Here is a 12,244-nt window from a genome sequence, read left to right as displayed (position 1 = left end):
AAATTTTAAACCTAATTCTCATAGCCCCCTCCTCGTAATTCTCATAGCCCCCTCTCGAAGAGCGGGGAGGGGGTTGGGGGTGCGGTTTTATCAGGTATTTCGTGAAATGGTATTACCTCATATCGTAACCAAATAAATTCGGGTCAACTTCTCCTAACTGCAACTCTGCCAAACCATACTCCGCCCATCGTCTCTCTACCATCGCCGCCACATCTGGGTCAGATTCCAACGGCAAACCCCATTCATGGTCTGTTTCCGGCGGAATCTTTGTAGTCGCATCAATTCCCATGCGTCCACCTAAGCTAATCTTTTCACTGGCAAAATCCAAGGTATCAAAAGGTGTATTCGGCAGAATAAAGACATCCCGCACTGGGTCAACTTTGGAACTAATCGCCCATACCACTTGACGCGGATCACGAATATTTATGTCTTTATCCACAACAATGACAAATTTGGTGTATGTAAATTGCGGCAAAGCACTCCAAAACGCTAAAGCCGCCCGTCGCGCTTGTCCTGGATATGCTTTATCAATGGAAATAATCGCCGCTTTGTAACTCAAAGCTTCCATTGGGAGGAAGAAATCGACAATTTCTGATACTTGTTGCCGCAGTATGGGCGTATAAATGCGATTGAGCGCGATCGCCATCATCGCTTCTTCTTTAGGTGGACGACCGCTAAATGTTGTTAAATAAATCGGATTTTTCCGGTGCGTCATACACTCAAAGCGGATCAATGGCGAATCTTCCACGCCGCCGTAATAACCCATGTGGTCGCCAAAAGGTCCATCTGGCAAAACTTCTCCTGGTGTAATCGTCCCTTCCAAGACAAATTCCGAATCTGCGGGAACTTCCAAATCTACAGTTTTACACTTGGCCAACTGCACACCAGAACCACCGTAAAGTCCAGCAAATAGCCATTCTGATAAATCTACAGGTATGGGTGTGGCAGCTGCCATGATAATTAGAGGATCTACACCAAGTGCGATCGCAACTTCTAATTTCTTCCCACGTTCGGCTGCTTTTCGCAAATGCCTCGCCCCACCCCGCACCGATAACCAGTGAACCGTCATCGTCTTCTGAGATTGTAGTTGCAAACGATACACACCTACATTTGGAGTACCCGTCTCACAATCTTTGGTAATTACCAGTCCCAGCGTGATAATCTTGCCAGCATCACCAATATAAGGACGTATCAAGGGCAACTTATGTAAATCTAAATCATCACCTTGAAGCACAACTTGTTGACAAGCAGGGAAAAAGTCCCACCCTGGTTTCGCTTTCAGCACATCAAACAGTACCTTACCAAAATCTATCGCTTGAGAAATCTTCTTCGGCGGTTTTGGCTGTTGCAGCATACTCAATTTTTTCCCCAGAGTTTCCAACTCCTCTGGATGCTGCATATTCATCGCCCAGCAAATCCTTTCCACAGTTCCCATCAAATTCACCGCCACCGGGAAGGAAGCGCCTTTGACGTTTTCAAACAACAACCCTGGCCCACCTTTTTGCAACATTCGGTTGGAAATCTCAGCAATTTCTAAATCTGGGTCAACTAAAGCTGAAATTCGCCGTAATTGTCCCTTTTCTTCTAAAATTTTAATGAATCCCCGCAAGTCTCTCGCCATTGTTCTAATAAAGCTGATTATTTAAGAAGTGTGAAGCGCTTTCTTATATTATGGGGCATGGGGCACTTGTACTGACTTTGCCTGCCCTGAGCCTACGTCGTTCGCGCAGCGTCTCGTAGAGAAGTATTGGGCACTGGGCATTGGGAAATATAACGTTTCCTAATCACATAAGTTACATCATAGCCCCCTCCTTGCTTGCGGGGAGGGGGTTGGGGGTGGGGTTCTTATACCTCACTCAACCGATAATTGCTATATTTTTCCGTGTCCTCGTCTCCCAATTGAGAAATTATTAGATTTAATTGTAAATTAACCTATTTAGTGACTTTTCTTAACTGTGTTTTGCAAAGTCCAAAGTTATTGTATCTAGGGATACGCAATTATTTATTACAAATAAGCGCTAACCTAATCAAACATGGCCAGAATATACTATACCTTCCTGGCAGGCGGCTTTGTTATATGGCCTCTGCTGGGTTTATTTGTTACAAACTTTGACTATGCCTTGCTTTGAGGTTTTTCTAAAATTATGTGAGTTTACCTTAGCGTAGACCAACCCAGGCGATCGGCAATACCATTTTGAAAAATCTTTGCAACAAATGCATCGGCTGTAGGGGCATACATCTCGTACGCTATTAGCAATGTATCTATAGGAATCATATTTGATTTCTGAAAAAATCTCGGTAGTCTTGTAGTAGCCCCTCTTGGCTAGTGCATTAGACGTAGGTTGGGTGGAGCGGAGCGCAACCCAACTGATTATCAGAATGTTGGGTTACGCAAAGCCTCCACCCAACCTACAATTTTTTTGCAACTTTGACTATGCTTTGCTTTGAGGTTTTTCTAAAATTATGTGAGTTTACCTTAGCGTAGACCAATCCAGGCGATCGGCAATACTAACCACTTTTAAAACATCCTCTAAGGAATATTTTTCTAAGTTGCTCATAAATTTGATTAATTTTCAAGATTATCAATAAAAAATATTTTATAAATAATAATTTTTAGCAACATTATTAAACTAAGAATCCTACGCCTAAAAGGTGTGAGATGTTCAAGTAATAACGTTGACTTTACCAGTGTCAATATCGTAACAAGCGCCAACAATTTTTAGTTTGCCTTCATGGAGCAATTTAGCCAAAATTGTTGAGCTTTCCTGCAATTTTTCAGCCTGATACTTAATGTTGGCTATAACTGCATCGTCCATATTATCACCCGTTCTGAACTTTACCCTTTCTAGAGATGGTTTAATGCCCTCAATAATCAAACCAATTCTGCCAGGAAGTGGTTGGTTTTTGATTGCTTCTACTACTGCACCGCATCTTCTATGACCCAAAACCACAATCAATTGCGAACCCAATACTACTGTAGAATATTCCAGACTACCTATAACCGTGTCACTGACGACATTACCAGCAACTCGCACGACAAACAAATCTCCAAGTCCTTGATCGAAGACGATTTCCGCAGGTACTCTAGAATCTGCACAGCCCAATATTGTGGCAAAGGGATATTGAGCTTTCGCAACTAATCGCAGATGTTCTAATGATTGATCGGGATATTTGCGTTTTTGATGGATAAATCTTTGATTACCATCTAGCAAGCGTCTGACGGCTTCATTCGGACTGATGGGATTAGGGTTAACTGGATGAATATCAGCAACAACAGTTTGCTGTGAATTCCAAAAGCTATCACCAAAAGTAGTAGCCGCAATACCTACCACACTGGCGAATTTTAAGAAATCACGTCGCCCGACAAACCCATTAATTCGACTCATCAATCTACCTGACAACAAAGCTGCTCTCAGGAAGATATCAGAGTTAAGCAAGATGCAAGAGTACCTGATTACACGATTTAAGAGTCATTTAATCTTCATATTGCATGGTAATTTAGAAAATATATAGTGTACAGATTAACTATTATATAAGTCACGGAAATTTGATATGATTTGTCAAATTTAAAGCCAGGATTAGCCATAACTAGGGGAGTTTTTTCTGAAATATTAATATTCTAATTACGAAAGAGTATAATTCGTGTCAAAAGCCAAAACGATCTATTGTTTGTATTTCCTGTATTTTTTGGGAATACTTAACACAGTACTGGCTATAAATATGACTTTTTTAAGCAAAATCAACTGGAATTTACTACGTAAAAATGCTCCAAATAGCTCTGGGATAGCTCCGTCTGCTCCCAGCCTTCAACCTGTAGTGCTGAAGCAACCTACAACACCATCAACACCCAAAAACCTGGCTGAATTAGAGCATGAAATGGAGTTAAAGGGGCGGGTTCTCAAAACATCCCCTCAGCAATTGCATAGCAAAGCCAAGCGGGGTATAGGTAGTAGACTTATTTGGATAGCAATACTTATAGGCATTCCCGGTGGTGTAATTTGGGTGGCGAACCAGCCTTATCCGGTGATTCGCCGTCCAATGATGCTCCATGCGCCTTTTTTGTTGCTACCCAGCTACATCAGCATGGATAATCATTATCGCCTGGCGTTGGTATCAGTCGAGCAAGCTGAACAATTGATTGAAAAAGCTACTAGTCCGGCTGATTTGGCTTTGGGAGAACAGAAGCTACAAGAAACACAAAAACATCTAGATAAGTTACCAACTTCCTTTGTCAACGATTGGTCAGAATACAGGTATTGGTGGTATGACTCGCGTTTTAGCATCTATGGTTTTAATGCATTTCGGAGTAAAGTTGGGCAGCTAGAAGCTCAGGTTTTTCAGGAAAAGAATGCTCAGTCTTTGCTTACCGATAATATGCAGAGCTTCTTAAATGCAAAACAGCAATATGAACGGGCTGCAACTGTAACTGATAAACAGACTGCAACAGCTGCTTGGCAAACGGCGCTGAATCAATTCGAGCAGATTCCTGGTCAAACTCTGGCAGGAAAAACTGTACAAAGTCAACTAGATAATTATAAGCGTGAGTTTCAGGAAGTTGTGGGATTGGCAGCTGAGAACGATCGCATCGGTGCTGAAAACGATCGCATCAGTGCCTTAATCACCGCAGCACGGCAATTTTCCTGGCAAGCCGCCAAAGCTGGTCAAAATCCGCCACACGCCGTAACCCAATGGCAACAGATAGAAAATTTGTGGATAGAGGCAATTGAGCGGCTCAAAGAGATTCCTTCAAAAGACGTAGCCGGTTATACCGAAGCACAGAAGTTATTAGCAATTTATGAGGCTAATTTAGGTCAAGTTAAGGTTAGGCGGCAAGCTGAGGCAGATGCTGGGGAGGCTTTGGAGTCGGCGCAAGGAGAAATAAAAAGCTTGCTGGCTTCAATTCCTGCGAATGCTTATAATGTCGAGCGCAATCGGATGTTGAGCCAATTGCAGAGTATTATTAATCAATTAGAAAAGGTGCAAAATGGCACAACAGCCTATCTGAAAGCTCAAGAGTTACTACTATCGGCAAATAATAAACTAAAGCAGCTACAGGTTAAATAAATGGTGGCGATCGCTTTGGTATGATCTCCTTGGCTAACTATGTGTTTTCTGTTTGATTTCTAGCCAGTTGTGGTGAAGCGGTGACGCTTGCGCTGCATCCACGTTAAGGTGGTTCGGAGAGCGTGGGCGTCAACAACTGGCCGTTGGGTGGGATTTTTGAGACGGGAATCCATCCCTGTAGAATTTTCTCAATGTCCCTGTAACCCTGCTGATATCTCAATTAAAACTGCAAGAGAAAAATTTTGGATGCCAAATTGCCAAAACCACTCAACATCATTACTAATTCGTAATTCGTCAGAACTTACGCCTTGACAAAGTAGACCAAAAATGCACTAAGGGGGGCAAGAGAAAAACAGGCTACGCCGGAGCTAATCACTAGGGACTTTAAAAGACTAAACTCTAGGTTGTAACACTACGAACTGAGTAGGGTTTTCAATTGTTAGTTGACAAGTGCCGTCTTCTAGTTCTATTGGCTTGACTCCAATAATATTGACTTGTTTTCTGTTAATAATTTCTGGTGAGCTACCATCCGTAATTTTGTTCAGTGTTTGTAAAGAAACAAAGACTTGGCAGGTTTTATGATTTTCTCGTTCCAATCGTAATCGAATTATTGCATTGCCCTGGTTGGTGAAACCAGCCACCCGTCCTAGAATCCCTTGAGATGTTGCGTTACAAAAAAATTGTACGGGATTTCTACTAAAATTAGCGCATGACAAAACTTGATCTACTCTTAATGCAATCGTTCTAAATTCTTTATAGTCTGGCTCTTTCTCAAAACCTTGAAGTTCAACTCCCTCTGGTAAAAGCACTTTCATAATACTTTTTGATAGATTAATTGTTGTATATGTCACACCGAGAGTTGCTGCAAACTGTTCTTGCGTCAGCCCAGCCAAAAGCTACAGATTAGGAATAATCTGCCCCACCTCTGGCTGGTTGATAGCCAAGGATTTTTTGATAGTCATTTAACGAAAGAAACTTTACCTTCTAGCTTAGGTAACTGAATCCTATATTATTTGGTACATATTAACTAGGCAAAATCGCGGAATACATCAGTGAATACCCTGAAAATGTGTTTTTATAGTAAATCTTTTTTGCTTTAATTAAAGGAATTTTTTAAGTAATGTTGAACTTGAATTCAAGCGATCGCCTTCAGCTCTCCTAGAGAGGAAAAGTTAGTGGCAAAACTTACCCATTGACAAAGTAGACCAAGAATGCAGTAAGGGTGCAAGAGAAAGACAGGCGATGCCTAAGCTAATCACTAGGGACTTTAACCTGTTCGTAATTAAGAATTAAGAATTGTTTATGGGGGGTTTTGGCAGATCCGAATAATTTATGTTTTGGTCATTTTTTCCGGAATGAATGTCCTGTTTTACCTTTCTAGTCGCTGTAGATGTGATTAAGAAACGCAAGGATTATTGGGGAGAATTCTTTGAGCATCGAAAACGACGGTCGCGGCAGTGGCAGGAAGTATAATGGCTTTTGTATTAGTTATAGATAGCGTCGGCGCAGCCGAACCTAGCGATCGCTATCGCCTGGTGAAGCTCCCATATTAAACTGGTGTTATGTTGAATGGGGCAAGAGCGATTAAAAAGGGTTAATGTCTCTTACCTGCTCCCAAATATAGCTCACCCACTTTCGGATCATTCAACAATTCTTCACCAAGGCCAGAGATCGCATCGCGTCCCGACTCCAGTACATATCCGCGATTAGCCATCTCTAAAGCCTTACGGGCATTTTGTTCTACTAATACGATCGCAGTACCCGCCTGATTAATTTGTTTAATCTGCTCAAACACTTGTGTCACCAAGATGGGAGATAAAGCAGCAGATGGTTCATCTAAAATCAGCAAACTAGGTTCCAACATCAAAGCTTTGCCCATCGCTAGCATCTGGCGTTCTCCTCCAGAGAGAGTACCAGCGCGTTGACGACGGCGATCGCTTAGTCTGGGGAACATAGTAAATATTTTATCTTTAATTGGTTTCAGGGGAACGTTTAGCACAAAAGCACCCATCTCCAAGTTCTCTTCAACACTCAGAGAAGGGAAGACATTGGCGATTTGCGGTACGTAGCACATTCCTCGTTGGACGATTTGATTGGACTTTAGCCCCACAATATTTTCACCTTTGAAAGTAATTGTACCTGTGTGGGGGATCAAAAGCCCAAAAATTGCTTTTGCCAAAGTAGATTTACCCGCACCATTGGGGCCAATCACTGTTACCAATTCCCTTGGTGCAATCCGAAAATTCACACCTTGCAGGATATCTACATCTTTGATGTATCCAGCGTGGACATTTTGAACATCTAGTAAATAGTCATTTGTCATTGGTCACTTGTCATTTGTCATTTGTCATTTGTCAACAGTCAAGTCAAACATAAGTATTGACTATTGACTGTTGACTATGGACTATTACGGAGTTTTTTGCAACTCCGGTCGTTCTTCTGGAAGAATCGCCCCTTCTACAGGGCAAACTTGGAGACATATCCCACAGTCTATGCAGGTAGCAAAGTCAATCCAATACCAATCGGTTCCTTTGGCATTTTTGCTTGGCCCTTCATGAATGCAAGCTACTGGACAAGCACCTACGCAGTCAGCGACACCTTCACAGACTTCTGTAACAATTGTGTGCGGCATATTCTCGATTCCCTCTTTTCTGTATCGGCTATTTCTAGCCTAGCAGGGGAGTAGGGAGTAGGCTTGCCGTGAGCTATAGCCGAATGGGAGTAGGGAGTGGGGAAGAAGGGGGGACAAGGGAGACAAGGGGGACAAGGGGGAATTATTGAACAAGTTTCTCCCTTGTCTCTTTCCCATGCCCCATGCCCCATGCCCACTAACGCAATGATTCAATGGTTGGTGAACCATCAGCTTTGATCCAAGCAATTTGGACTATGCTGCGATCGCGTGCATATTGGCGAATAGCGTCTGCATCCCTTCCCCCCAAATCAATTTCTACCCGCACCAGATCAGTGGAATCTCTGAGTTTTTGGGCGTAGGCAAAGGCAAAGGCGTCAGCATTCGGCGTCTCTGGTGCTACCAACCAGTTACTAGCTGGGGTTACTTGTGGTAATTGCTGAGTAGACAACAAAACTTGGTATAAATCTTCGATATTTAGTCCAAAACCAATTCCGGGTATGTTTTCTCCTTGGGGATGATATAGCCCCAAAAGCTGGTCATAGCGACCACCCCGCCCTAAAACTCTGGTTTGGGATTCGGTATTGTTGACAACTTCAAAGACGATACCAGTGTAGTAATCTATGGTCTGAATCAGGCTGAGATCAAGGATTAACGGAAATTTTTTCTCTGATTTAAGTAATTTTACTAGGCATTTGAGGTTATTTATTGCCTGTCGCTGTTCTTCATCTAGATCCAAATTACTAACTTTTTGTAACACGTCTGCACTAGAGCCACGCAAATCCATCATGATTCGGGCCCGATCGCGTAGTTTCTCACTTAGAGGTAAAGTATCTATAGTAATGCGGTCGAGATGAGCGATCGCACTGCGAACTTTATTCTGTAAATTAGCTGGAAAGGCACTCAGCAGCGATCGGGTAATTCCCGCCTCACCTAAAATTAAATGCCATTCCCGTAAACCCAGTGCTGCCAAACAATCTGCAACTAACAGCAGTACTTCCGCATTCGCCAGCAATCCCCCAGCGCCTAACAACTCCACCCCAGCTTGATAAAACTCTTGCTGGCGATTATGCCTGCTTTCCCAAGTGCGGCGAAACACATTGGCATTGTAGTACAATCGTTGCGGATAAGTTACACCTGCCATCCGAGTCACAACAGTACGAGCAATGGATGCTGTTAATTCTGGACGTAGGCCTAATTCATCATCTTCGCCATTTTGTAATTGAATCACCATCTGACGCTGGATTGCCTCCCCTGCCATCAGAGTATCCATGCGTTCTAAAGTCGAGGTGATAATCCGGTGATATCCCCAACGGTGAAACACCTGCTGTAACCGCTCTTCAATCCAGCGTTTTTTCTCCACATCCAAGGGCAATAAATCCCTGGCTCCCGATGCTGGTTGATACACCATTATTTTTTCTTCCCACCAAACAAACCACCGAACAAACCACCACTACCAGATTTATCTGGTTGCTTATCTTTATTATTGGGGGATGAAGTCACCTTATGATCACTAGGTTGTTGTCCTAGAGCTTTATCTAATTTAGGTTTCCATTGCAACGCTGTGACGTCATTGGGGTCTAATTTTAGAGCGTTGTCAAAGTGGATTTTTGCCATTTTTAGCTGATTTTGCTTCAAATACACCATTGCAATTAAGCTATGGCAGCGACTATTTTTAGGTTCTAGCTTTAGGGCATCTTGCAACTCTACTTTGGCTTGGGGAAATTGGTTTTTGTCAATCAAAGTTTGAGCGCGACGAACATACTGTTCTACAATCGAGTCTTCTTTTGGTGGCGCTGGCTCTGGTAGTGTATTTGGCTGAGGCGTACCTGATTGGACTTTGGGTTGAGCAGGTGGCGGCGACGCTGCGGATGATTTGCCCGCACTCCGCATTAGATACACTAAATTCAACTCACTAACTTGGGCAATGACTTGTAGTGCTTGCTCTAAAGAATCATATTGGGTTTGGGCTAGTTTAGCGATCGCACTTTTATAGAAATGATCGACATTAGGTGTCTGAGCTAACTGTCTAGCCAAGTCAGTGTTTAGAGTTACCGAAGTAGACTCTTGTGCCAAGCGCTTGCCAATTTGCGACAAAATTACAATATATTCCGCGTGAGTGCGATCGCCAGTAAGTTTTTCGTAAGCAGGGTTAACCAGCTTTGATAATAACTCATTCCCTAGCTGTTTTTGAGCAGCACTTTCAGTAAAACTACTGTCCGGGTGCAGACGGCGGGCGATTTGGAGATAGCGTTTGCGAATCTCTTTGACATCCGCATCAACTCGAACGCACAATATTGCGTGATAATCTATGAAATCATATTTAAATAATCCACGATCTATTTTGAAAGACATATAGAGCTCTTGCACCAAACGAGCAGTTAGATTCTTTCTAGTTTACTTCGGTTTATCAGTGATTCGTCAGTAGCAAATTGTCATTTGTCATTGGGCATTTGTCATTGGGCATTGGGAAAACACTTTGTTTCTTCATCCCCTTGTCTCCCTTGTCTCCCTCATCTCCCTCATCTCCCTCATCCCCCTCATCCCCCTCATCTCCCTCATCCCCACTCCCCTCACACCCAAGCTGACAGTGGCGGAACTTGTAAAAGTTCGCTACTGAGCGAGTCGTGAATATAACCATTTGTGGCGAGAATTCTACCTGACTCAATTTTGACGGGAGTACCATCATAGGCGGTGACTTTGCCCCCGGCTTCTTGTAACAAAATTATTCCGGCGGCAATATCCCAAGGAGAAAGCCCACGTTCCCAGTAACCATCGACACGTCCACAGGCAACATAGGCTAAATCTAGCGATGCGGAACCACTACGTCTGACTCCTTGGGTAAGATGAGTGAGGTGACTAAATTCTGCGTAGTTGTTATCAGAGGTTTCGCGGCGATCGTAGGCAAATCCTGTCACTAGTAGGCTCTTACTCAGTTCAGATGTTAGCGAAACCTTGATGGGATGACGGTTGCGGGTTGCTCCCAAGCCAGCAGCAGCACGAAATAGTTCATTGTGAAAAGGGTCATAAATTACACCAACTTGCGGAACGCCATTAATCAACAGCCCGATGGAAACTGCAAAAAATGGGTATTGATGAGCGTAATTGGTTGTGCCATCTAGAGGATCTATTGCCCAAAGGTATTGATTCTCTTGATTACCTAATTTTCCTGATTCTTCAGCGAGGATAGAGTGCTGAGGAAAGTGGCGGCGCAAAATTTCTAAAATCAACTCCTCTGAGGCTTTATCAGCAGCAGTGACTAAATCACCAGGACGTCCTTTTTCAATAATTCTGTCTTCTAACTTACCCAAGTAACCTTGCAAAATGGCACCAGCAGCTAAGGCCGCTTCCGTAGCAATATCTAGAAAAATTTGTAGATTTGTCATTAGTCACTTGTACTGAGCGAACGCGAACAGCGTCTCGTAGAGAAGCCGTTGGCGTGGTCACTGAGCCTTGCCGAAGTGCAGCCTCTCGTAGAGAAGTATTAGTCATTAGTCATTGGGCATTGATTATTTCCCCCATCTCCCCCATCTCCCCACTCCTCAAAGATTTTGGCGGCGAAACTCGGCGGGAGTGAGGCGCATGGGTTTTTCTGGGTTCCAGATTCCTTGCCCCATGAGTCTAGCCCATTGTTGGGCACGTTCTAAACGCTGATCATATTTGTGGTTAGGCGATCGCCCCACAAACATTGCATTCCCTTGTTTCACCAATTCTTCATTCAACAACACCTTATTTTTCCACACATAAGCTAGAGTTCGCCCGATTTTGTCTTTTGCTTCTAAATCAAACTCCAGCGTTACCGATTGTTCTGCACCACCAATTAGATCCTCTAACTGTTCTTTTGCTTGTTCCCCCCAAGGGCGCTGTCGCAAATCTGGTGCATCAATACCAACTAACCGCACTTGGGAAATCAAATTTGGTTGTTCAGCCATGCCTAACACTTCCAAACTTTGCCCACTAACTACCCGTGCCACTTTTACCTGGGCCTGATTGTTTGGCAGCTGGTTTTTACCTTGGCAACTCACCAAGAGCAATAAGCAAACCAAAATGGCTATTTTTCGCACCCAGTTACCAAGACGCACAGGCATGAGAACTTTAGTGATTTGGAATTGTTTATTCCTCATCTAAGGGTAAACCCGCTTTAACTCTTCCCCTAGCAAAATAGCGTCCAAACTGGAGTTCGTAGACTTCATCTTCGTCTTGTGTCTCCACCTCCAAGTCAGAACGGGGATAACTCACACACAATAAGGCATAACCTTGCCGACGTAAATTTGGCGATAATCCGATCGCCTCTGGTTGGTAAATTTCTCCTGACAACACCCTGACAGCACAAGTGGTGCAAGCCCCATTGCGGCAGGAAAACGGCAATTCCACCCCTTGTTTTTCGGCAGTGTGCAGGATGTAGCGGTCTTCTGGCACTTGTAGGGTGTATGTTTTGCCAGTGGCGCGATCGCGAACTCTAATTGTGTATGTATGGGACATCTGGATTTGCGTTTTCGGATTGGGACTTTCAAATTCAATCTAAAATATCTTTCTTTATCTTTGCATTTT

The 12,244-nt window shown here is 43.4% G+C and carries 12 protein-coding genes; 2 read left to right on the top strand and 10 right to left on the bottom strand.

Going from position 1 to position 12,244, the window contains the following annotated elements; translation table 11 throughout:
* Window positions 1–112 precede the first annotated feature (112 nt).
* Both HWQ38_RS32720 and HWQ38_RS32715 read right to left on the bottom strand, forming a co-directional pair.
* Window positions 113–1,621 (bottom strand): UbiD family decarboxylase, encoded by a 1,509-nt coding sequence (locus tag HWQ38_RS32720; protein ID WP_292802134.1) that lies wholly within the window; start codon window positions 1,619–1,621, stop codon window positions 113–115.
* Between the two features lie 1,042 nt (window positions 1,622–2,663).
* Complete coding sequence (locus tag HWQ38_RS32715) at window positions 2,664–3,386, bottom strand: carbonic anhydrase (protein ID WP_292802132.1); 723 nt, start codon at window positions 3,384–3,386, stop codon at window positions 2,664–2,666.
* Between the two features lie 334 nt (window positions 3,387–3,720).
* Here HWQ38_RS32715 and HWQ38_RS32710 point away from each other — a divergent pair, with 334 nt between their 5' ends.
* Window positions 3,721–5,064 (top strand): hypothetical protein, encoded by a 1,344-nt coding sequence (locus HWQ38_RS32710; RefSeq protein WP_292802130.1) that lies wholly within the window; start codon window positions 3,721–3,723, stop codon window positions 5,062–5,064.
* Window positions 5,065–5,456: 392 nt separating this feature from the next.
* On the opposite strand, the gene HWQ38_RS32705 is transcribed toward HWQ38_RS32710, so the two are convergent.
* The 6 genes from HWQ38_RS32705 to HWQ38_RS32680 all read right to left on the bottom strand — a co-directional run bounded on the left by HWQ38_RS32705 (window position 5,457) and on the right by HWQ38_RS32680 (window position 11,079).
* Window positions 5,457–5,915, bottom strand: coding sequence for a hypothetical protein (locus tag HWQ38_RS32705; RefSeq protein WP_292802128.1), 459 nt, complete (start codon window positions 5,913–5,915; stop codon window positions 5,457–5,459).
* 743 nt (window positions 5,916–6,658) lie between these two features.
* Complete coding sequence (locus tag HWQ38_RS32700) at window positions 6,659–7,387, bottom strand: ABC transporter ATP-binding protein (protein WP_292802126.1); 729 nt, start codon at window positions 7,385–7,387, stop codon at window positions 6,659–6,661.
* Between the two features lie 84 nt (window positions 7,388–7,471).
* Window positions 7,472–7,696: a ferredoxin family protein gene (locus tag HWQ38_RS32695; RefSeq protein WP_292802124.1), complete on the bottom strand. Its 225-nt coding sequence runs from the start codon at window positions 7,694–7,696 to the stop codon at window positions 7,472–7,474.
* 196 nt (window positions 7,697–7,892) lie between these two features.
* Window positions 7,893–9,104, bottom strand: a complete 1,212-nt coding sequence (locus tag HWQ38_RS32690; protein WP_292802122.1) for an ATP phosphoribosyltransferase regulatory subunit — start codon at window positions 9,102–9,104, stop codon at window positions 7,893–7,895.
* Entirely contained in the window at window positions 9,104–10,048 is a 945-nt protein-coding gene (locus HWQ38_RS32685) for a J domain-containing protein (protein WP_292802120.1), read from the bottom strand. Before HWQ38_RS32685 ends, HWQ38_RS32690 begins: the two co-directional genes overlap by 1 nt.
* A 218-nt stretch (window positions 10,049–10,266) precedes the next feature.
* Window positions 10,267–11,079 carry an inositol monophosphatase family protein gene (locus HWQ38_RS32680; protein WP_292802118.1) on the bottom strand — a complete coding sequence of 271 codons (813 nt, stop codon included), beginning with the start codon at window positions 11,077–11,079 and terminating at the stop codon, window positions 10,267–10,269.
* On the opposite strand from HWQ38_RS32680, the gene HWQ38_RS32675 reads away from it, so the two are divergent.
* On the top strand, window positions 11,073–11,270 hold the full coding sequence (locus tag HWQ38_RS32675) for a hypothetical protein (protein ID WP_292802116.1): 198 nt from the start codon (window positions 11,073–11,075) through the stop codon (window positions 11,268–11,270). The two genes, HWQ38_RS32680 and HWQ38_RS32675, sit on opposite strands and share 7 nt — an antisense overlap.
* On the opposite strand, the gene HWQ38_RS32670 is transcribed toward HWQ38_RS32675, so the two are convergent.
* A complete protein-coding gene (locus HWQ38_RS32670) occupies window positions 11,236–11,817 on the bottom strand; it encodes a thermonuclease family protein (RefSeq protein WP_292802114.1) in 582 nt (193 codons plus the stop codon). The genes HWQ38_RS32675 and HWQ38_RS32670 overlap by 35 nt on opposite strands.
* Window positions 11,807–12,175, bottom strand: a complete 369-nt coding sequence (locus HWQ38_RS32665) for a 2Fe-2S iron-sulfur cluster-binding protein (protein ID WP_292802112.1) — start codon at window positions 12,173–12,175, stop codon at window positions 11,807–11,809. The genes HWQ38_RS32670 and HWQ38_RS32665 overlap by 11 nt, the downstream gene beginning before the upstream one ends.
* Window positions 12,176–12,244 lie beyond the last annotated feature (69 nt).

Origin of the sequence: Nostoc sp. NMS7 (genome assembly GCF_017115085.1) — a bacterium.
GTDB lineage: Bacteria > Cyanobacteriota > Cyanobacteriia > Cyanobacteriales > Nostocaceae > Nostoc.
This window is presented reverse-complemented; position numbering and strand designations above follow the sequence as displayed.

Bases quoted from the DNA above. Each gene is read 5' to 3' on its own strand.
- HWQ38_RS32720 (WP_292802134.1), bottom strand. From the start codon at position 1,621: ATGGCGAGAGACTTGCGGGGATTCATTAAAATTTTAGAAGAAAAGGGA.
- HWQ38_RS32715 (WP_292802132.1), bottom strand. From the start codon at position 3,386: ATGAGTCGAATTAATGGGTTTGTCGGGCGACGTGATTTCTTAAAATTC.
- HWQ38_RS32710 (WP_292802130.1), top strand. From the start codon at position 3,721: ATGACTTTTTTAAGCAAAATCAACTGGAATTTACTACGTAAAAATGCT.
- HWQ38_RS32700 (WP_292802126.1), bottom strand. From the start codon at position 7,387: ATGACAAATGACTATTTACTAGATGTTCAAAATGTCCACGCTGGATAC.
- HWQ38_RS32695 (WP_292802124.1), bottom strand. From the start codon at position 7,696: ATGCCGCACACAATTGTTACAGAAGTCTGTGAAGGTGTCGCTGACTGC.
- HWQ38_RS32690 (WP_292802122.1), bottom strand. From the start codon at position 9,104: ATGGTGTATCAACCAGCATCGGGAGCCAGGGATTTATTGCCCTTGGAT.
- HWQ38_RS32685 (WP_292802120.1), bottom strand. From the start codon at position 10,048: ATGTCTTTCAAAATAGATCGTGGATTATTTAAATATGATTTCATAGAT.
- HWQ38_RS32680 (WP_292802118.1), bottom strand. From the start codon at position 11,079: ATGACAAATCTACAAATTTTTCTAGATATTGCTACGGAAGCGGCCTTA.
- HWQ38_RS32670 (WP_292802114.1), bottom strand. From the start codon at position 11,817: ATGAGGAATAAACAATTCCAAATCACTAAAGTTCTCATGCCTGTGCGT.
- HWQ38_RS32665 (WP_292802112.1), bottom strand. From the start codon at position 12,175: ATGTCCCATACATACACAATTAGAGTTCGCGATCGCGCCACTGGCAAA.